General features: G+C 75.8%; 16 protein-coding genes. 13 read left to right on the top strand and 3 right to left on the bottom strand.

Going from position 1 to position 20462, the window contains the following annotated elements; all coding sequences use genetic code 11:
• The first annotated feature begins 83 nt into the window (after positions 1 to 83).
• From J7W19_RS28585 to J7W19_RS28550, 8 genes are all read left to right on the top strand, one after another.
• Entirely contained in the window at positions 84 to 1775 is a 1692-nt protein-coding gene (locus J7W19_RS28585; RefSeq protein ID WP_051072504.1) for an aromatic amino acid ammonia-lyase, read from the top strand.
• Positions 1765 to 2136 carry an acyl carrier protein gene (locus J7W19_RS28580; protein ID WP_004940792.1) on the top strand — a complete coding sequence of 124 codons (372 nt, stop codon included), beginning with the start codon at positions 1765 to 1767 and terminating at the stop codon, positions 2134 to 2136. Before J7W19_RS28585 ends, J7W19_RS28580 begins: the two co-directional genes overlap by 11 nt.
• Positions 2133 to 4592: a beta-ketoacyl synthase N-terminal-like domain-containing protein gene (locus J7W19_RS28575; protein WP_004940791.1), complete on the top strand. Its 2460-nt coding sequence runs from the start codon at positions 2133 to 2135 to the stop codon at positions 4590 to 4592. The genes J7W19_RS28580 and J7W19_RS28575 overlap by 4 nt, the downstream gene beginning before the upstream one ends.
• On the top strand, positions 4592 to 5716 hold the full coding sequence (locus J7W19_RS28570) for an AMP-binding protein (RefSeq protein WP_004940790.1): 1125 nt from the start codon (positions 4592 to 4594) through the stop codon (positions 5714 to 5716). The genes J7W19_RS28575 and J7W19_RS28570 overlap by 1 nt, the downstream gene beginning before the upstream one ends.
• Positions 5713 to 7005 carry a styrene monooxygenase/indole monooxygenase family protein gene (locus J7W19_RS28565; RefSeq protein ID WP_004940789.1) on the top strand — a complete coding sequence of 431 codons (1293 nt, stop codon included), beginning with the start codon at positions 5713 to 5715 and terminating at the stop codon, positions 7003 to 7005. Before J7W19_RS28570 ends, J7W19_RS28565 begins: the two co-directional genes overlap by 4 nt.
• A complete protein-coding gene (locus J7W19_RS28560; protein ID WP_004940788.1) occupies positions 6975 to 7745 on the top strand; it encodes an SDR family NAD(P)-dependent oxidoreductase in 771 nt (256 codons plus the stop codon). The genes J7W19_RS28565 and J7W19_RS28560 overlap by 31 nt, the downstream gene beginning before the upstream one ends.
• A gap of 96 nt (positions 7746 to 7841) precedes the next feature.
• On the top strand, positions 7842 to 9392 hold the full coding sequence (locus J7W19_RS28555) for a 4-hydroxyphenylacetate 3-hydroxylase family protein (RefSeq protein WP_004940787.1): 1551 nt from the start codon (positions 7842 to 7844) through the stop codon (positions 9390 to 9392).
• Between the two features lie 297 nt (positions 9393 to 9689).
• Positions 9690 to 10148, top strand: coding sequence for a helix-turn-helix domain-containing protein (locus tag J7W19_RS28550; RefSeq protein WP_004940786.1), 459 nt, complete (start codon positions 9690 to 9692; stop codon positions 10146 to 10148).
• 22 nt (positions 10149 to 10170) lie between these two features.
• Here the strand turns inward: J7W19_RS28550 and J7W19_RS28545 are convergent, their stop codons facing one another.
• The 3 genes from J7W19_RS28545 to J7W19_RS28535 form a co-directional block, all read right to left on the bottom strand.
• On the bottom strand, positions 10171 to 12258 hold the full coding sequence (locus J7W19_RS28545; protein WP_004940784.1) for a SpoIIE family protein phosphatase: 2088 nt from the start codon (positions 12256 to 12258) through the stop codon (positions 10171 to 10173).
• Between the two features lie 174 nt (positions 12259 to 12432).
• Positions 12433 to 12864 carry an ATP-binding protein gene (locus J7W19_RS28540; protein ID WP_004940782.1) on the bottom strand — a complete coding sequence of 144 codons (432 nt, stop codon included), beginning with the start codon at positions 12862 to 12864 and terminating at the stop codon, positions 12433 to 12435.
• Positions 12865 to 13302: 438 nt separating this feature from the next.
• Positions 13303 to 13953: a DUF4360 domain-containing protein gene (locus tag J7W19_RS28535; RefSeq protein ID WP_004940779.1), complete on the bottom strand. Its 651-nt coding sequence runs from the start codon at positions 13951 to 13953 to the stop codon at positions 13303 to 13305.
• Between the two features lie 440 nt (positions 13954 to 14393).
• On the opposite strand from J7W19_RS28535, the gene J7W19_RS28530 reads away from it, so the two are divergent.
• The 5 genes from J7W19_RS28530 to J7W19_RS28510 all read left to right on the top strand — a co-directional run bounded on the left by J7W19_RS28530 (position 14394) and on the right by J7W19_RS28510 (position 20372).
• Positions 14394 to 15971, top strand: a complete 1578-nt coding sequence (locus tag J7W19_RS28530; protein WP_004940777.1) for a M48 family metalloprotease — start codon at positions 14394 to 14396, stop codon at positions 15969 to 15971.
• A gap of 117 nt (positions 15972 to 16088) precedes the next feature.
• The gene (locus J7W19_RS28525) at positions 16089 to 17045 is read left to right on the top strand and encodes a D-2-hydroxyacid dehydrogenase family protein (RefSeq protein WP_004940775.1); all 957 of its coding nucleotides are present in this window, start codon (positions 16089 to 16091) and stop codon (positions 17043 to 17045) included.
• A 122-nt stretch (positions 17046 to 17167) separates the two neighbouring features.
• Complete coding sequence (locus tag J7W19_RS28520; protein WP_210455398.1) at positions 17168 to 17308, top strand: hypothetical protein; 141 nt, start codon at positions 17168 to 17170, stop codon at positions 17306 to 17308.
• A gap of 242 nt (positions 17309 to 17550) precedes the next feature.
• Entirely contained in the window at positions 17551 to 20190 is a 2640-nt protein-coding gene (gene lanKC, locus J7W19_RS28515; RefSeq protein WP_004940773.1) for a class III lanthionine synthetase LanKC, read from the top strand.
• A gap of 65 nt (positions 20191 to 20255) precedes the next feature.
• A complete protein-coding gene (locus J7W19_RS28510; RefSeq protein ID WP_004940771.1) occupies positions 20256 to 20372 on the top strand; it encodes a SapB/AmfS family lanthipeptide in 117 nt (38 codons plus the stop codon).
• Positions 20373 to 20462: the final 90 nt, after the last annotated feature.

Genomic DNA, 20462 nt, shown 5'->3' with positions numbered 1-20462 from the left:
TCTCCTTCCTCCCGGCCCCTCACCCGCGGCGGTGAAATCCGCCTACCATCCGGAGGGAAACCAGGATCGAGGGGGTCTCCGTAATGCCGTTGACACCTACACAGAATCCGCCGCGGGCCGGAACGACCGGCGCGGCCCTGGTATTGGGATCCGACGCACTGCGCTCCGACGACGTCGCGGACTTCGCGCGGCGCCCCGAGGGGCGGGAGATCCGGCTCGACCCGGCCGCCGGGGCGCGGATGGCCGCCGCCCAGCGGGTCAAGGACAAGCTCGTCGCCTCCGGGCAGCCCGTGTACGGGGTGACCACCGGCTTCGGCGACAGCTGCGGGCGGCACATCGGGCCGGCGAAGGCCGCCACCCTGCAACGCAACCTCATCTCCGGCCACTTGGCGGGGAGCGGCGACCCGGCGCCGGCCGACGTGACCCGGGCGACCATGCTGATCCGGGCCAACTGCCTGGCCCGCGGCTACTCCGGGGTGCGGGTCGCGCTGGTGGAGCTGCTGGCGGACTGCCTGCGCGAGGACATCCTGCCGCTGATCCCGGAGCGGGGTTCGGTGGGCGCGAGCGGCGACCTCGTCCCGCTGGCGTACCTGGCCGACATGCTGACCGGCAACGGCCGGGTGCTGCACCGGGGCGAGCCCCGGTCCGCCGCCGCGGCGCTGCGCCGGGCCGGTCTCACGCCGGTGGAGCTGGCGCCGAAGGAGGGGCTGGCGCTGATCAACGGCACGTCGTTCATGAGCGGTTACGCGGTCGCGGCCGTCCGGGCGGCGCGCGAGCTGGCCGTCGTCGCGGACCTGTGCACGGCCTTGACGGCGGAGGCCGTCCGGGCCAGCAGCGGCCCGTTCGAACCGTTCCTGCACACGCAGAAGCCGCATCCGGGGCAGCGGGCCAGCGCGGCGCGGATCCGCCGGCTGCTGGCGGGCTCCAAGCTGACCGTCGAGCATCAGGAGCGGGTCGGCGCCAACCCCCGGCTGGACGGCGCCGGTTACCAGATGCTGCGCACCGGGCTGCAGGACCGCTACTCCGTGCGCTGTGCGCCGCATGTGACCGGGGTGCTCAACGACACGCTGGACTGGGTCACCGACTGGCTCGACACCGAGATCAACTCCACCAACGACAACCCCCTGTTCGACCCGGTGGCCGGGGAGGTCCACCACGGTGGCAACTTCTACGGCGGCCACGTCGGGCAGGCGATGGACGCCCTCAAGCTCGCCGTGGCGAGCCTCGGTGACCTGCTGGACCGGCAGGTGGCGCTGGTCGTCGACGAGAAGAGCAACCAGGGCCTGACCGCGAACCTGGTCCGCCCGACGGACGACACGGACGCCGACGCCGGCATCCACCACGGCTTCAAGGCCGCGCAGATCGCCTGCTCCTCCCTGGCCGCCGAGGCGTTGAAGAACAGCGCGCCGGCGACGGCGTTCTCCCGCTCGACCGAGTCCCACAACCAGGACAAGGTGAGCATGGCCTCCATCGCCGCCCGCGACGCCCGGCGGACCGTCGAACTGGTCGAGAACATCGCCGCGATCGCCCTGGCCGCGCTGTGCCAGGCGGTGGACCTGCGGGGCCGCGACCGGATGGCCCCCGCCACGCGGGCTGCCCGCGACCTGGTCCGGACGGTGGTCCCGTTCGTCGACCGGGACCGGCGGCTCGACACCGACCTGGCCGGTCTCGTCGGCCTGATCCGGTCCGGGCGGCTCACCGCGCCGCTCGCGGCACCCGACGCCGAGGCGGCCGACGGGCTGCCCGCACAGCAGGGGAGGTCCCATGTCCGGTGAACCGCACGCCACGGACCCGCGCGCCGACGCACCGCGCGTCAGTGAACCGCGCGCCGCCGAGTCCGTCGTCCGCGCGACCGTCGGGGCGGTCCTCGGCACGTCGGCGGCCGAGTGGCCCCGCGACCGCCCGCTGGACGAACTGCCGGACGCGATCTACGACAGCCTGGCCCAACTGGAAGTCCTCACACGGGTGGAGCGGGCCCTCGGTCTCCCGCCCCGGCCCGTCGAACCGGACCGGCTGCGGACCATCCGCGCCATCGTGGCCCTCGTCACGGAGCCCGCCGACGGGCCCGCCGGGAACCCCGCGGCCGCGCGCGCCCCGGCGGAGGCGCGGCGGGCGGCCGGGGGCGGTGCCGCGTGAGCCCCGACCGACGGCCCGCCGCGCCGCCGCGCGTCGCCGTCACCGGGGTGTACCTGGCCACCGGGCTGGGCGTCGGGACGGAGGAGGTCTGGCGGGCCGTGTGCGCCGGCGACTCGGCTCTGGGGCGGTGCTCGGACCTGGCGGACGTGGTGGCGGCCCGGCTCCCGGCGTCGTCGCGGCCGGGGGCCAAGGGGGTGGCAGGCTCCCCGGGCGCGGCAAGCGCTGAGAGCGCCCGCGCCGTCACGCCGCCCGGGGGCGCCGAGAGCCCCGAGACCACAGGCCGTACCGAGCCTTCCGCCCCCGCCGGACCCCCCGACGCCGCCCTCCTCATCCGCCAGGCCGGCCTCGGCGCCCTGCGGCACGCCGCGCTCGCCCCCGACTCCCTCGACCCGTACGAGATCGGTCTCGCCCTCGGGACCAACGCCGGCTCCGAGGAGCTCTGGAAGCGCTACCGGGCGGCCGCCGGCCCCGCCGCGCACCCGGCGCACACCGTGGCCGACGAGCTCGGGGCGGCCGTGGGCGCCCGGGGGCCGAAGGCGGTCTTCGCCACCGGGTGTGTCGCCGGCGCCAACGCCGTCGGGTACGCGTACGACGCCGTCGCCGCCGGGCGGGCCACGGTGATGCTGGTGGGCGGGTACGAGGCGCTGAACGTCACCACCGTCGCCACGTTCGCCAGCTGGAAGTCGATCGACTCCGCGCCCTGCGCGCCCTACGCCCGCAGCGGCGGGCTGAGCCTCGGGGAGGCGGTGGCGTTCCTGGTGCTGGAGTCGGAGGGATCGGCCCGGGCGCGCGGGGTGCCGGTCCTCGCCTGGCTGCGCGGCTACGGGCTGACCAGCGACGCCCACCACATCACCGCGCCGCCGCCGGACGGCGCCGGGCTGCGGAACGCGATGCTCGGCGCGCTGGGCCGGGCGGGCCTGGGCCCGGACGCGGTCGGCTACGTCAACGGTCACGGCACCGGGACGCCGGCCAACGACACGGCCGAACTCAGCGCCATGCGGGCGGTGTTCACCGGACCGCACCCGCCGCCGATGAGCAGCTCCAAGCCGCAGGTCGGGCACACGCTGGGGGCCTGCGGCGCCGTCGAGGCGGTGCTGACCGCGCTGGCGCTGCGGGACGGGCTCCTCCCTCCGACCGCCAACGCGGACGCGACACCGGCCTGGGACGTCGTCCCGCGCACCGCCCGGCGGGCCGGCGTCCGGGTCGCCCTGTCCAACTCGATCGCGTTCGGCGGCGCCTGCTGCTCGCTGGTCCTGTCCCGGGACGGCGGCGAGAACCCGCGACCGCCCGGCACGGAACTCGTGTTCACCGGCGCCGGGGTCGTCTCCCCGCTGGGGCTCGGGCGGCACGCATTCCTCACCGCCCTCCGCCGCCCCGCCCCGGGCGGCACGCCCCTCGTACCGGAGGACCTGGCCGGCCACCTCGCCCCGGGCCACCGGTCGCGGGTCGACGCCCTGGGCGCGCTGACGGTGGCCGCCGCGCGCATGGCCTGGGACGAGGCGGGGCTGCGGGACGGCGCGCGGGTCGGCGTCGTCGTGGCGACCGCCGCCGGTCCGATCGGGACCGTGGAACTGCTCAACGAGACCGTCCGCCGGGAGGGACCGGAGTACGTCAGCGCCGTGCACGCGCCGAACATCGTCACCAGCGTGACGGCCGGCTACGCCACCCTGGAACTGGGCCTGGGCGGCCCGCTCTCGGCCGTCTCCACCGGTGACGCCTCGGGGCTGGTCGCCCTGGGCCACGCGGCCGACCTGATCCGCGCGGGCCAGGCCGACGCCGTCGTCGTCGTGGCGGCCGACGAGGTCACCGGCACGCTCGCGCGGGCGTTCGGCGCCTACGGGCTGCGCGGCCCCGGCCCGTCCCGGCCGTACGCGCGGACGCCGGCCCCGGGCCCGGTCGCGCCGGCGGCGGCGGCCGTGGTGCTGGAGGCGGCCGGCCACGCGCGGGCCCGGGGCGCGGACGCGCTCGGCGCGCTGCTCGGGCACGCGGTGACCTCGGGTCCCGGACGGGCGTCCGGCGCGCCGCTGTGCGCCGAGACCTGGTCCCGGGCGCTGGACCTCGCCCTGCACGGCCCCGGCCCGCACCGGGCCCGCGCGCGGGGCACGGAGGACGTGGACGTCTACGGGTGCGCCCACGGCGTACCGGCCCTGGACGAGGCCGAGCTCGCCGCCGTCTCCTCCTGTCTCAAGCCGGCCGGCACCCGGCTGACCGCCCTCGCGGGGGCGGTCGGGCACTGCCAGGCGGCCGGCCCGCTGCTGTCCCTCGTCGCCGCGCTCGACGGCTGCGGCGGCGGCCGGCTGCCGTACGCGACGGAGCCGCCCGATCCGCTGCCCGGCGCCCGCGCGTTCCTCTCGGACGAGCGGGCGGCCGGGCCGCGCCGCGCCCTGGTGACCGCCGCCGCGTGGGGCGGCACCTACGCGGCCGCGGTGGTGGGCCCGGCCGGTGGGGAGCGGTGATGGAGGGGTATCCGGAGCCGTCGCCGCGCGAGTTCCTCGGCGGGGTGCTGGCCGCGCCGGACCGGCCGCCGGGCCCGTCGGTCGTCCGCTGGGACGGGCTGGGGCCGGAGGCGGCGGCGAGGCTGGTGGCGGAGGTGGTGCCGGACCTCGTCGAGGTGTGCACCTCCGGCAGCACGGGCCCCGCCGTCCGCTGGCGGCACAGCAGGTGGCAGCTGTGGACGGAGGCGCACCTGCTGGCCGGGCTGGTCCGCGCCGACCGCCCCCGGGCGGTGCTGTCCTTCGCTCCCCCGACGCACCTGTACGGCCTGGTCGCCACCGTGCTGCTGCCCGCCGCGCTCGGCGTCCCGGTCTGCTACTGGCCCCGGTACGGGCTGCCGGCGCCCGCCCTCGACGCGGGCCGGTGGCTGGTGGTCGCCATCCCGTGGGCCTTCCCCGTCCTGCTCCGCGACCCGTCGGTGCTGGGCCGGCGCGAGCACGTCACCGTCCTGCACAGCACCGCCACGCTCCCGGCGACGGCCGCGGAGTTCGCGGCGGCGACCGGCCCCGGACGGGTGCGGCTGGTCGAGGTGTTCGGGTCGACGGAGACCGGCGCCATCGCCCACCGGCAGCGGACCGGGCCGTCGCTGCGGACGCCGGGGGCGCGGGCGCCGGAGCCCTGGACGCTGATGGACGACGTCCGCTTCGCCCCCGGGCCCGCCGGCCGGCTCACCGTCGCGGGCCCCCGGCTCGCCCTGGGCCCGGACGGCCGGCCGCTGCCCCGGTGGACCACCGACGACCACGTCCGGCGGCTGGACGACCGCGCCTTCCGGTTCCGGGGCCGCCGCTCCCGGCTGATCAAGGTCAACGGCCGCCGGATCGACCTCGGTGTGCTGGAGGAGCGGCTGCGCGCCGTCCTGGACTGCGCCGACCTGGCCTGTGTGCCCGTCGCCGACCCGCTCCGCGGCGAGCACGTCGAACTGCTCGTCGCCGCCCCCGGCGAGCCGTGCCTGGTCCCCCGGCGGACCACGGAGGTGCTGCGCGAACTCGGCGTCACCGTCGGGCGGATCACCATCGTGGACCGCATCGACCGCGGCGCCACCGGGAAGCTCCGGGGCCCGGCCGTGCGACGGGTGGCGGGCCCATGAGGATCGCCATCGCCGGGGACGGCGTCGCCGGCCTCCACCTCGCCCTGCGGCTGCGTCAACTGGGCGTCGAGGCAACGCTGTTCGGGGCGCGGTCGCCGGAGGACGTACGGCGCGGCCGGGCGCTGAACTTCGTGGCGCGCTCGGGGAGCACCCGCCGCCGCGAGGCCCTGCTGGGCGTCGACTTCTGGACGGCGCCGGACACCCTGGCCGAGACCCGGACGGTCACCGTCCACGGCCCGGAGCCGCTGTCCTTCCGCGCCGACCCGCACCCCGCCTACAGCATGGTCGACTTCCGGCTCTACCTGCCCGCGCTGGTCGAGGAGTACGTGGCGCGGGGCGGCCGGCACGTCGTCACCGAGCTGACCGCGCGGACCGTCCGCGGCCTCGCCGACGACCACGACCTGGTCGTCGTCGCGGGCGGCCGGGCGGCCGGCGAGCTGTTCCCCCGGGACCCCCGGTGCTCCCCGTTCGACGCGCCGCAGCGGGTGCTGTGCGGGGGCCTGTACCGGGGCATCGCGGAGGACGTTCCCCGGAGCATCGAGTTCCATGCCGTGCCCGGTGTGGGCGAGGTGCTGCGGATGCCGTTCGTGTGCGCGGACGGCCGGGTCGACGTCCTCGGCCTGGAGGCCGTCCCCGGCGGCCCGCTCGAAGCCGTCTGCCGCACCCCGTACGACCGGGACCCGGACCGCTTCCACGCCGCCGTGCTCGGCGCGCTGCGCCGCCATGTGCCCGGGCTGCGGGAGCGGATCGACGAGCGGGAGTTCCGGCTGAACGGGCCGGGCGACCTCGTCCAGGGCGGGGTGGTGCCGGTGGTGCGCCGGGCGTGGCGGGCGCTGGCCGAGGGCACCTGGGCGTTCGCGCTGGGGGACGCCTGGTGCGTCAACGACCCCGTCACCGCGCAGGGCGCCAACCTGGCCTCGTACTGCGCCCTGGAGTTCGCGGAGGCGGTGGCCGCCGGGCCGCCGTTCGACGAGGCGTTCTGCCGAGCCGCGGAGGAGCGGATGCGCCCGTACGCGGAGAGCGTGGCGCAGTGGACCGCCGCGTTCGTCCGGCCGCCCACCCCGCAGCTGCTGGAGCTGTTCCGGGCGGCGGCCGCGGATCCGGCGGTGGCCGCGGCCTTCGCCGCCAACTTCGACGATCCGCCGGCCATGTGGCGCAGCATCGCCACCCCCGAGCGGACCGCCGCCTTCCTCGACGGCGTCCGCGGGCGGTCCGTGGCGCCGGCTTCCGGAGTGTCGGGCGAACGGAGGACGCGGCCATGGGCCGGCTTGCCGACAAGACCGCTCTGATCAGCGGCACCAGTTCGGGGATCGGCCGGGCGGCGGCCGTGGAGTTCGCCCGGGAGGGCGCCCGCGTCGTCGGGTGCGGGCGCGATCCCCGGACGGCGGACGAGACGGTCCGGCTGGTGCGGGAGGCGGGCGGGGAGATGGTGTCGCTCGCGCCGGTCGACCTGTCGACGCGGGAGGGGGCCGAGGCGTGGATCGGCTTCGCCGTGGACGCCTTCGGTCCGTTCGACGTCCTGTGCAACAACGCGTCGTCGCTGCGGAACGCGCCGTTCGACCGGCTCGGCCCGGACGACTGGGAGCACACCCTCCGCAACGAGCTCGACCTCGTCTACCTGTGCACCCGGGCCGCCTGGCCGCACCTGGTCGCGCGGGGCGGCGGGGTCGTCCTCAACATCGCGTCGATCTCGGGTTCGCGCGGCGCCCTCTTCGTCGAGCAGGCGGCGCACGGCGCGGCGAAGGGGGGTGTGCTCGCGCTGACGCGGCACCTGTGCGGGGCGGGCGCGGCGCACGGGATCCGGGTCAACTCCATCAGCCCCGGGCTGATCCGGACCCGTGCGACGGCCCCGCACATCGACGACCCGGACGGCGGGGTGCCCGGCCTGCTGCGGCGGATCCCGGCCGGGCGGGTGGGCCGGCCCGAGGAGGTGGCCGCGCTCGCGGCGTTCCTCGCGTCGGACGCGGCGGCGTACGTGAACGGCGCGGACGTCGTCGTCGACGGGGGCGTCAGCGCGATGGCGGGCTGAGGCCCGGCGCGGGACGGCGGCCCCCTGGGCAGCGGGGCCGGAGTAGGGACGCGGGAACGACAACGACCGGCAGTCAACCGGCAGGAGGCACCGCCCATGCGCGACCAGCACGTCGGCTCCCCCGCCCCACCGCGCCAGGACGGCGGTCGCGCCGCCGAACGGCCGCCCACCGGCGCCGAGTACCTGGAGAGCCTGCGGGACGGCCGCGAGGTGTGGATCTACGGCGAGCGCGTCGCGGACGTCACCGCCCACCCGGCGTTCCGCAACAGCGCCCGGACGCTCGCCCGGCTCTACGACGCCCTCCACGACCCGGCGCTGCGCGGGGTGCTGACCACGGACAGCGACGCGGGCGGGACGGTCACCCACCCGTTCTTCCGGGCGCCGCGCGGGACGGCGGACCTGCGGGCCGCGCGGGACGCCATCGCGGTGTGGCAGCGGATGACGTACGGCTGGATGGGCCGGACGCCGGACTACAAGGCGTCGTTCATGGCCACGCTGGGCGCCGACCCGGGCTTCTACGGCCCGTTCGCGGCCAACGCCTCGGCCTGGTACGCGCGGGCGCAGAACCGGGTGCTGTTCCTGAGCCACGCCCTCGTCGACCCGCCGGTGAGCCGGCACGCGGAGGACGGCGCGGGGATCCGCGTCCGGGTGGTGGCGGAGACGGCCGACGGGATCGTGGTGAGCGGGGCGAAGGGGATCGCCACGGGGGCGGCCCTGACGCAGTACGCGTTCGTGAGTCACACCGGTCCGCGGCCGGACGATCCGGCGCAGGCGGTGTCGTTCGTCGCGCCGCTGGACACCCCGGGGCTCAAGGTCGTCTGCCGGGCGGGGTACGAGCTCCGGGACGGCCGGTCGGACAGCCCGTTCGACCATCCGCTGTCCAGCCGGTTCGACGAGAACGACGCCCTGCTGGTCTTCGACCGCGCGGTGGTGCCGTGGCCGAACGTGCTGATCCACCGCGACGTGGAGCGGGCCGGGGCGTTCGCCCACGGGAGCGGGTTCCTGCCGCGGTTCCTCTTCCACAGCGCCGTCCGGATGTCGGTGAAGCTCGACTTCCTGTGCGGGCTGCTGCTGAAGGCCGTGCGCAGCAACGGCAGCGACGTCCACCCGGGCGTCCAGTCGGGGGTGGGCGAGGCGCTGGCGTGGCGGCACACCGTGCACGCGCTGGTGACGGCCATGACCGAGCGGTCCGAGCCGTGGGCGCGCGGCCGTGTGCACCCTCCGCTGGCGCCCTGCCTCGCCTACCGGGTGCTGGCCCCGACCGCGTACCGGACGGTCCGGCAGCTCATCCAGCGGCTGGTCGCCGGGCCCCTCATCGGCACCGTGTCCCATCCCTCCGACTTCCGCGCGCCCGGTCTCGGCCCGTTCCTGGACGTCTACCTGCGGGGCGCGGACGGCGGCGGCGCCGAGGAGCGCGCCAAGCTGATGAAGCTGGTGTGGGACGGCGTGGGCAGCGAGTTCGCGAGCCGGCACGAGCTCTACGAGAGCCTGCACGCGGCCAACCCGGAGGTCACCCGCTTCGAGACCTTCCGGTTCGCGGAACGCACCGGGCTCCGGGACGAGCTGTGCGGCTTCGTGGACCGGTGCCTGTCGGAGTACGACGCCGAGGGGTGGACGGTGCCGTACCTGCGGGACGGGGACGGGTGAGCGGCTGCGGGACGAAACGGACGGCGACCGCCCTCAAAGCACCCCCGTGGCTTTGAGCGGTCGCCGTCCGTGTCATCGCGGACGTTAGCCATCCGCATCCGGCCATGGCAACTTGCTGCCCCAAGTCGCAATGTATTGCACCCAAAGTCGGTCCATATCCGTCTTCCCTCCGTCCTCACTCTCGACAAATCCGGCAATCACCCATAGAACGCTGCTTTGTCCTAGGGGTACTTCCATGGCTGAGCCGCTCCCCGGCCGGTTAGAGTCCTCGGGTCGGAGCGCGCGAGAGGGTGGACGATGCAGCAGGGGGGAGCGCCCGCGGGGGGCGGGGAACGCCCGTCCCTGGAGGCGCGGATCACCGCCGCCAAGGCGGACGTCGCCCGGCGCCTGCGGTACGTGCGCCACCACCACCCCGACGGCCCGTTCACCCTCGCCGGGCTGGCGGAACGCGCCGGGGTCTCCAAACGGACGCTCTCCCAGGCGGAGTCGGCGGACGGCTCCAACCTCACCCTGGAGACGCTGCTCAAGGTCAGCGACAGCCTGGGCATCCCGCGGCCCGCCTACTTCCTCGACGAGCAGGTCTTCCGGCAGGTCAACGGCGAACTCGCGGGCGGCGGGCCCGCGTCGGGAACCCCGCCGGCGCGCGTGGACCAGCTGTCGCGCATGCTGAGCGACATCCTCGACACCGCCGCCCGGGCCCGGTGCGCCTTACAGAACCTGCCCGCCGACGGGAACGCGGCGGGCGACGGCGCCTGACCCCGCGCCGGACGGCGCCCGTTCAGCGGCCCGCGCCCTCCCGGCCGCCGACCTCCGCGATCAGCAGCGCCACATCGTCGTCGCTCCCCTCACGGAACACCGAGAGCAGCAGGTCGCAGGTCTCCTCCAGGCCGGTCCTGGGCGCGTCCAGGACGCGGACGAGCTCGGCGAGGCGGACGTCCAGGGCCTCGTCGCGCGTCTCCACCAGGCCGTCCGTGTACAGGACGAGCCGGTCGCCCGGGGCGAGGTCCACCGCCACGCTCTCGAAGGGCACGCCGCCCACGCCCAGCGGGGCGCCGGTGGGCAGGTCCAGCAGGACGGGCGGGCCGCCGTCCCGCAGCAGGACGGGCGGGAGGTGCCCGGCGTTGGCCACGCAGCACCGGCCGCCCTCGGGGTCGAACACGGCGTAGACGCAGGTGGCGATCTGCTGGTCCAGACCGGTGGCGGCGCGGTCGAGGTGCCGGAGCACCTGGGCCGGGTCCAGGCCGAGGCCGGAGAGGGTCCGGGCGGCGGTGCGGAGCTGGCCCATGGCGGCGGCCGCGGTGATGCCGCTGCCCATGACGTCGCCGACGACCAGGGCGCTCTTGCCGCCGTCCTGCGGGACGACGTCGAACCAGTCCCCGCCGACCTGCCCGGCCGCGCCGGCCGGCTGGTAGCGGTAGGCGACCTCCAGGCCCGGCGGGCTCGGCGGGCGCTGGGGCAGCAGGGTGCGCTGGAGGCTGAGCACGGCGGCGCGCTCCCGCTGGTACCAGCGGGCGTTGTCGATGCAGACGGCGGCGCGGGCGGCCAGCTCGCCCGCCAGCACCACGTCGTCCTCGGTGAACGGGGCGGGATTGTCGGTGCGCTTGAGGTCCAGGGCGCCGAGCACCTCGCCGCGGGCGATCAGCGGTACGGCGATGTACGAGTGGAGGCCGGCCCGGGCCAGGAGGGCCGCGGCGGTCCCGTCGCGGGCGATGCGCGGCAGGTCGCGGGTGCCGACGCGGGGCAGGTGGACCGGGTGGCCGGTGGCCACGCACTCGGCGACCAGCCGGTCGGCAGGGTAGTGGGCGAGCTCGCCGACCGGGTCGGCGGCCCGCGCGGCGTCGACGGCGCCCGCGGTGCCCGCCGAGGCGACCGCCAGGGCCCGGATCGCCGTGGCGCGGCCCTGGGGCGCGCGGTTGCCCTCCAGGGCGGCGTCCAGGACGTCCACGGCGGCGACGTCGGCCAGCGCCGGGACGACGACCTCGGCCAGTTCGTGCGCGGTCTGGTCGAGGTCGAGGGTGGTGCCGATGAGCACCGAGGCGTCGGCGATCAGGGCGAGCCGGCGCCGGGCCTCCGCGGCGGCCAGGTCGGCGCGGTAGCGGTCGGTGACGTCCACGACGGACGCGGCGACGCCGAGGATGTGCCCGCCCGCGTCCTCCAGCCGGTAGTAGGACACCAGCCGGGCCCGGTCGTCCTCGCCCCCGCCGATGCCGCCCGCCACGAACCGGTCCAGCTCCGGTTCACCGGTGGCCAGCACCCGGCGCATGGTGGCCTCGCTCTCCTCGACGTCCACGAACGGCAGCACCTCGCCGATCCGGCGCCCGAGGTGTTCCTCGGCGGAGAAGCCGTGGATGCGCTCCAGGGCGGGGTTGACCATCACGTAGCGCAGGTCGGTGTCGAGGACGGCGAGGCCGATCGGGGACTGGGCCACCAGGCGCAGCGAGAGCGCCAGGTCCCGTTCCAGGTCGCGCAGGACCTCCCGGTCGGTGGCGATGCCGAGGGCGTACATGCTGCCGTGCGGGCCCTCCAGCCGGACGTTGCGCAGTTCGACCAGGCGGGGGCCGCCGTCCTTGTGCCGGACGGGGAAGACGCCGGCCCAGCTCTCGCCCTCGCCCATCACCCGGTCGAACAGGTCGAGGACGACGGCCAGGTCCTCCTCGGCGACCAGCAGCTTGGCGGCGTACTGGCCGAGCGCCTCGGCCGGGGTCCAGCCGAACAGGTCCTGGGCCTGCGGGCTCCACAGGATGATCCGGCCCTCGCGGTCGAGGACCACGGCGGCCACGCTGAGCACGTCGAGGAGGCTGCCCGCCTCGTCCCAGGCGGGCCGGGTCCGGCCGGGGCCGGTCCGGAATCCGTCGGTGGTGCCCATGCGAGGTCCTCCTTGCGCCCGCGCGGTGGGGGCGGCCTCGGGGGTGCCGGCCGGGTCGTCGCGCCCGGCCCGGTCCCGCCGCTCGCGCCGCCGTCCGTCGCGCCGCTCTCCATCGTCCCTCGGATTCCGCGCGGCGCGCAGCCGGGCGGCGTCGGGGAGAGGCGGGGAGACGGCTCAGGCGTCCGCCGGGCCCGGCGGGGCGGGGACGGCCGACGGGCCGCCGGGGGCGCGGTGGCCGTCCGGGAGCGGCAGGGCGAACCACACGGTCTTGCCGGCCGGGGAGGCGTGGTGGCCCCAGCGCTCGGCGATCTGCTCGACGAGCCACATGCCGCGCCCGTTCTCGCTGTCCTTCGCGGCGAGCGAGCAGCGTGGCAGGGCACCGCCGCGGTCGGTGACCCGGGCGACCAGGTGGGCGGGGGTGCGGGAGAGGGACAGCTCGACGTCGCCGGTGCCCTCGGGGACGTGCACGATCGCGTTGGTGACCAGTTCGGAGAGCAGGAGGGCGGTGTCGTCCGTCAGCGCGTCCAGTCCCCACTCGGCCAGCAGGCGCCGGGAGAAGGCGCGGGCGGCGGCGACGGAGCGCGGGGAGGCGGGGAGCGAGATCACATGGGCCGGGCGGAGCGGGACGGCGGCCCGGGGGCGGGGGTCGGCGGCGGACGGCCCGCCGGGGAGACCGCGGTCCCACGGGCCGCGCCAGGGGCCGGCCGGTGGTGGGACGACCGCGTCCGGGGCGCCGATGAGGGCGTCCGCCGGAGGCGCGGGGCTCAGGGTGTCACGGCTGGAAGCAGACTTGAGGCTCTGTGCGATCGAGGGGGGACGCGAAGGCGGGACCGTGGGGGGACGCGGGCTTCGCGGTGGTCTTCCCCACACTGGCGTGATTTCCGCCAGAGGTCTATACCCTCTGGGTCACCATGGGCCTGCGGAGCGCTATATTCGCAGGTGACGTGGGTTTAACGGGGCATAAAATCGTGATGAACGCGGCGTGCGGTCCCCCCGGCGGCCGGGTCCGGGCACGTGCGCCGCCCGTCCCGGCCGCCGTTTCCGCTACCTGCTCGGGCACTCCTTCCACGCCAGGTGGTAGATCGTGTTGATGCTGCCGTCCGTCGAGTCCATGGTCATGAAGCTGTTGGTCTTGGTGGGGTCGGAGGTACCGGCGTTGACGCGGAGTTCCGTGTTGATGTTGAAGTTGCGCCGCTCACCGCAGGGCGCCCACACCAGCGAGCCCACCGGGACGGAGTCGGTGGCCTGCCAGTTGTCGCCGTACGCGCCTCTGAAGGTGTGGGAGCTGGGTGTCGTCTGCGAGGAGCCCTGGAAGTAGTAGGACGCCTTCTCGGTGCCGGTCGCGCCGGGCTCCAGCTTGGCGTAGCCGCGGTAGTCGGCGCTGGCGATCGCGTAGGTGAAGCCCTGCGGTACGTGCACGATCAGGTTGAGCTGGCAGTTCTTGCGGAAGTCGGTGGGCTTGGAGCCCACGCCGACCTGGGCCAGGTAGTCGCTGTAGGTGACGGTGAAGGCGGTGTTGTCGGGCGACACCGCGATGGCGGCCGTACCGGCCGGACAGCCCGAGCCGTTGACCGTCGCGATCTCGATGACGATCTTGTCCGGCGGCGGGTTGGTGATGACCGAGGGCTGCTGGGTGCCGAACGCCGAGGCGAACAGCGCGGCGATCGCGCCGGCGGTGACCAGACCTGCGGGCATGGTGCTCCAATCGGTTGCCTTCGGGCGGCGCGGGCGGCCCGAGGGGACGGGGGGACCGTTCCGCGGACGTCGCGGTGCCCGGCCTCCGGCCGCGGCCTCCGACTTCCGGCGGAACGACGTGCCGGGCCGGAAGAGGGGCTGGTCAGGAGCGTCGATAAGGCATGCCCATGACAATCTTCACGGCCCGCTGGGACGAGGAGCGTTCGAATGATAGGGAGCCCCACGGGGGTTGGCTAGGTCTCCCGCCGGAGGCACCCCGCCCCGCACTCCGTGACCATTCCGGAATTCAATCTTCCACCCTCCCACACTCCCTGCCTCACCCCCTCCCCCGCCAACTCACCCCTCCCCGTAAAACATTTGCCGCCCCAAACGCACGTACGACATAATGACGGCCTTTCACCACCGTTCATTTCTCTTACCCGGGTGAGGGCCACTGCCCGATGGGCGTTTCTCTTCGCGCGTTCCGCGCGCTCGTTCTCCTCTTCGGTTTCTATCTGTTCTGCCTCGCGGTGCTCTGCGCCCTGATCGGCACCGCCGTCCTCGTCTACCGGTCGCTCGGGGCGCACCCCGCGACGGTGAAGCTCATCGCCCTGCCCCTGCTGCTGACCGTCCCGCTGGTGCGGGGCATGCTGCACCTCCGCACCCCGGGGGACGACGGCGAGGACGGCCTGCCCGTCAGCGAGGCGGAGCAGCCCCGGCTGTGGGCGGCCGTCCGCGAGGTGGCCGCGACGGCGGGCACCCGGGCGCCCGACGAGATCCTCCTCATCGGCGGGGTCAACGCGGCGGTCTCCGAGAACTCCCGCTTCCTCGGCCTCGTTCCGGGACGCCGCCGGCTCTATATCGGGATACCGCTGATGACCGGACTGACGGACAGCCAGCTACGTGCCGTACTCGGCCATGAATTCGGTCACTACTGCAATGCCGACACCCGGATCTCCGCCATCACCCTGCGCGGCCGGCACGCGCTCGCCCGGACGGTGACGGCCTTCCGGAGGCAATCCGAGAAACTGGTGGAGAAGGAACTCACCAAACAGCGGGCGGCGGCCGAGAAGCGGGCCCTCAAGGGCCGGAAGCCCAAGAAGGCCGGCTCCACGGGCGCCGGGCGGAGCCACCGCCTGATGGCCCGCCTCTTCGTCGGCTACGCCAAGTTCTACCTGCGGGTCACCCGCGGCGACGGCCGCCGGCAGGAACTCGCCGCCGACCGGGTCGCGGTCCGCGTCGCGGGCCGGGACGCCACCGCGTCCGCCCTGCGGCGCACCGCCGCCCTCGCCACCCTGCACGACTTCTACCTCGACGGCTACGCCACGCTGGGCCTCCCGGCCGGACTCCTGCCGCCCGAGGGGCAGTTCTACGGCGGCCTCGGGCACCTGCTCGCGGCGCCGGGCCGGCGCGCGGAGTTCGAGCGGCTGGCCCGCGAGCTGCCCGGGGGCGAGCCGTCGCCCTACGACGCGCACCCGCCGATGGCCGAACGGGTCGCGCTGATCGAGGCGTTGCCCGACGACGGGCGGGCCGCGCGCGGGCCCGAGCGGTGGTCCCTGGAGCTCCTCGACGCCCCGGAGCGGCTCCTGGTCCGGCTGGAGGAGGCGACGCTGGCGCCCGAGGTGCTGCGGCTGCGCCGCGCCTCGTGGCCGGAGCTGGTGCACTTCGGGATCCGCGCCCACCGGGCGGCGGAGGTGGAGCGGCTGCGCGCCGCCACCGCCGCGTACACCGGCGGCGACGGTTCGCTGCGCGCCCTGCTGGACGCCGTCGACGGCGGCCTCCTCCGGCACGTCGCCGCCCGGCTGACCGGCGGGGACGGCGGGGCGGACGCCCGGGCCGAACTGCTGCGCGGCCTGCACGCGCTCGTGGTGCTGGAACTCGTCGACGCGGGCTGGGCCGGCTGGGAGCTGTCCTGGTCGGACGCGGCCCGGCTGCGCCTGCCGGAGGGGTACGGAGAGCTGGTGCCGGCCGCGGTGGAGGCGGTGGCCGCCGAGGTCCCGGACACCCGGCCGCTGCGCTCCCTGCTGCCCGCGGCCTGAACGGCCCGCGGGGAACGGGAAGGGGAAGGGTTCCCGGCGGGCGGCCACGCGGGCCCCTGGCAGAGTGTCACCGTCCCACCGGCCGTTCCGCCGTTCACCGCACCGAAGGACCACATGATGACGCTCCGCTGCACCGTGCTCGACGACTACCAGGGCGTCGCCCTCTCCACGGCCGACTGGTCGGCCCTCGGCGACGCCGTCGAGGTGCGGGTCCTGCGCGAGCACGTCGCGGGGCACGACCGGCTCGCCGAGGAGCTGGCCGACAGCGAGATCGTCGTCGTCATGCGGGAACGCACGCCGTTCCCGGCCGAGTTGTTCGCCCGGCTGCCGAAGCTCCGGCTGCTGATCACCTCGGGCATGCGGAACGCGTCCCTCGACCTCGACGCGGCGGCCCGGCACGGCGTCACCGTCTGCGGGACGGACAGCAACCCCGAGCCGCCCGTCGAGCTGACCTGGGCGCTGCTCCTGGGGCTGGCCCGCGGCCTGGTCCAGGAGAACACGGCGCTGCGCGACGGCGGCCCCTGGCAGAGCACCGTCGGGACGGACCTGCACGGTCGGCGGCTGGGGCTGCTGGGGCTGGGGAAGACCGGCAGCCGGATGGCGCGGATCGGGCGGGCGTTCGGCATGGAGGTGGCGGCCTGGAGCCCGAACCTCACCGACGAGCGGGCCGCCGCCGCGGACGCCGTCCGGGTCACCAAGGAAGAGCTCTTCTCGGACAGCGACTTCGTCTCCGTCCACCTGGTGCTGGGCGAGCGGACCCGCGGGCTGGTCGGCGAGGCGGAGCTCCGCCTGATGCGGCCGACGGCCTACCTCGTCAACACCTCGCGAGCGGCCATCGTGGACCAGGACGCGCTGGCCCGCGCGCTGCGCGACGGCCGGATCGCCGGGGCCGGCGTCGACGTCTTCGACGAGGAGCCGCTCCCCGCCGACCACCCCTTCCGCACCCTCCCCCGGCTCCTGGCCACCCCGCACCTGGGCTACGTCACCCGCCGCAACTACACGGCGTACTTCACCCAGGCCGTGGAGGACATCGCCGCCTTCCTGACGGGCGAGCCGGTACGGCGGCTGGCCTGACGCCCGGCCGCCCTCGGGGCGGCGACGAACGGACACGCGGGGGCCGTGCGGCTGGACGCGCCGCTGGTCGTGGTGGACGACGTGCGGGCGGCCGTGGCGGCCGGGCGGCGCTCGGCCGCCGGGTGGTCACCGCCGACCCGGAGACGGGCCCGGGAGCGGTGCGCGGGCACGCCGCCCTGTGGCTGGGCCCGCCCGCCGCGCTGGACGGCCTGCCGGAGCGGGCCCGCGCGGACGGCGGCAGTCCGGCCAGGGCACCGACCTGAGCGTGCCGGTGCTCGCGGAGTACCAGCGGCCGAAGACGGTCACGGTGGCCCTGGAGTAGGGGGTGGGCCGACCCCTCGGTGAGCCGACCCCTCGGTGAGCCGACGCCTCAGTGAGCCGACCCCTGGAATGACATCCTCCACCATGCGTTTCGCACGGCCCATTGGTGACACGTGTGACTGGTCCGGCTCCCCCCTGCGTGGAAATCTCGACGCATCGCAGCCGAGGGGCCGAGGGGGAACGCATGGACAAGCGGTACGAGGTCTACAGCCTGGCCGACCGCCACTTCTACGAGACCCCGGACCGCCTGCCCACCCTCGCCGGGACCACCACGGAGGACGGCCTGTTCGAGACCGCGCGGCGGCCGGTCCCGGACGGCTGGGCCACCGCCCGCAGCGGCGACTGGCTGAACCTCTTCCCGGCCGGGCCTGACGGCGGGCCGCTCCCCGGGCAGCCGCTCCAGGGCTGGAAGATCCACGTCTCCGCGACCGCCGGGACGGCGGACAAGACGGCGGCCGACGTCTGGGACTACTGCGTCCCCCGGGGCATCCCGTTCAAGTTCGTGCCCGGACCGCACCAGTTGCACCTCCGCAACACGAAGTACGCGGGACGCGACCACAGCGGCAAGTTCGTCACCGTCTACCCGGCGGACGAGGAGCAGCTGCGCACCACGCTGGAGGAGCTCGACGCGCTCCTCGGCGGCCGGCCAGGACCGTACATCCTCACCGACCTCCGCTGGAACGCGGGCCCGCTCTACGTCCGTTACGGCGCCTTCGCCCGCCGCTTCTGCGTCGGCGAGCGCGGCACGCTCGTCCCGGCGGTCGAGGACGGCACGGGCCGGCTCGTCCCGGACTCCCGTGACCCGGCGTTCCGGGTGCCGTCCTGGGTGACCCTCCCGGCGTTCCTCGAACCCCACCTCGCGGCGCGCAACGCGACCACGGTGGCCGACCTGCCGTACCGCATCGAGAAGGCGCTGCACTTCTCCAACGGCGGCGGCGTCTACCGGGGCACCGACACCCGTGACGGGCGGAAGGTCGTCCTCAAGGAGGGCCGGCCGTACGCCGGTCTCGCGGCCGACGGCGCGGACGCCGTCGCCCGGCTGGAGCGCGAGCGCGACGCGCTGGAACGGCTCGCGGGTCTGGACGCCGCGCCCGGGTACCGCGACTGGTTCACGCTCGGCGAGCACAGCTTCCTGGTGATGGACTTCGTCGAGGGCAGACCGCTCAACTCCTTCTTCGCCGAACGCCATCCGCTGCTCGCCGCCGAGCCCGACCCGGCCGCCGTCGCCGCGTACACCGCGTGGGCGCTGCGGATCCACCGGGCGGTGGAGGAGGCCGTCGAGGCCGTCCACTCCCGCGGGCTGGTCTTCAACGACCTGCACATGTTCAACATCATGGTGGCGCCCGACGAACGGTCGGTCACCCTCATCGACTTCGAGGCCGCCGCGCCGGCGAGCGAGCACGGCCGGCAGGTCGTCGCCCACCCCGGCTTCTTCGCCCCGCCGGACCGCCGGGGCCGGGACGTGGACCGGTACGCGCTGGCGTGCCTGCGGCTGGCCCTGTTCCTGCCGGTCACCACGCTCTTCGTCATCGACCGGGAGCAGGCCGCGCACCTCGCCGAGGTGATCGCAGCCCAGTTCCCGGGCGTGCCGCGGGAGTTCCTGGACGAGGCGGTGGCCGAGATCACCCGCGAGGCGGGGGCGGCAGCGGCGGGGGCCGCCCGCGCGGCACGCCCGTCCGCCCGGCCGCCCCGGCCAGGCGACTGGCCGGCGAGCCGGGACTCCATGGTCCGCGCCCTCCTCGCGTCCGCCACGCCCGAGCGCGACGACCGCCTCTTCCCCGGCGACATCGCCCAGTTCGGCGACGGCGGCGGGCTCGGCCTGGCGCACGGCGCGGCCGGGGTGCTGTACGCCCTGGAGGAAGCGGGCGCGCCCCGCTACGAGGCGGGCGAGCGGTGGCTGCTCGACCACACCGACCCGCTGCCGCCCGGCACCCCGCTCGGCCTCTACGACGGCGTCGCCGGAGCCGCCCTCGTCCTCGACCGGCTCGGCCACACCGGGCGCGCCCTCGACCTCACCGAGGCGATCCTGCGCGAGAACTGGCAACGGCTCTCGTCCGACCTGCGCGGCGGCCTGTCCGGCCTCGGCCTCCTCCTCGACCACCTCGCCGGCACCACCGGCGACACCGCCCTCCGCGAGCACGCCCTGCGGGCCGCCCGGATCCTCGCCGACCGCCTCACGGCCGACGACGCCGACGGCGGCGAAGCGGCGGGCGGCCGGCAGGCCGGGCTGCTGCGCGGCGCGACCGGACCGGCCCTGCTCTTCCTCCGGCTGTACGACCGGACGGGCGCGCCCGACCTGCTGGACCTGGCCGGACGGGCGCTCCGCGCGGACCTGGCCCGGTGCGTCACCACCGGCAACGGGACGCTGGAGGTCGACGAGGGCTGGCGCACCATGCCGTACGTCGGGGACGGGAGCGTGGGGATCGGCATGGTCCTCGACGACTTCCTCGCGGCGGCCGGCGGGGAACCGGACCCGGCGCTCGCCGCCGCCCGCGACGGCATCACGGCCGCCGCCCGGTCCCGCTTCTACGCCCAGCCCGGCCTGTTCCAGGGCCGCGCCGGCATGGTCCTGCACCTCGCCCGCACCACCGCCCCGGGCGTCACCCCCGGGCAGGTGGCCGCGCAGATCGACGCCCTCGACTGGTACGCCATGGGCTACCGGGGCGAACTCGCCTTCCCCGGCCACCAGATGATGCGGCTCTCCATGGACCTCGCCACCGGAACGGCCGGCTGCCTGCTGGCCCTGGCCGCCGCCCGCGGCGACCGCCCGGCCCGCCTGCCGTTCCTGCCGCCCCTCCCGCCCGCACCGCCCGCGGGCCCCTGAACCCGGCACCGCCGTTCGGCGGGGCCGTAGCACAGCACCGACAGTCCCCGAGAAAGGACACCGTCATGGCACTTCTCGACCTGCAGAACCTGGAGTCCGACGAGCTGCACGGCGGCGGCGGGCAGAGCACCGCGAGCCTGCTCTCCTGCGTCAGCACGGCGAGCGTGCTCCTCTGTCTGTGACGCGCCGCCTGGCCTGAGGCCCCGGCCGGCCCTCTCCCGTGGGGGCCGGCCGGGGCCGGCCGTCATGGGTGGGGTGCCCCACCCCACCCC

This window comes from Streptomyces mobaraensis NBRC 13819 = DSM 40847, from assembly GCF_017916255.1.
Lineage (GTDB): Bacteria > Actinomycetota > Actinomycetes > Streptomycetales > Streptomycetaceae > Streptomyces > Streptomyces mobaraensis.
This window is presented reverse-complemented; position numbering and strand designations above follow the sequence as displayed.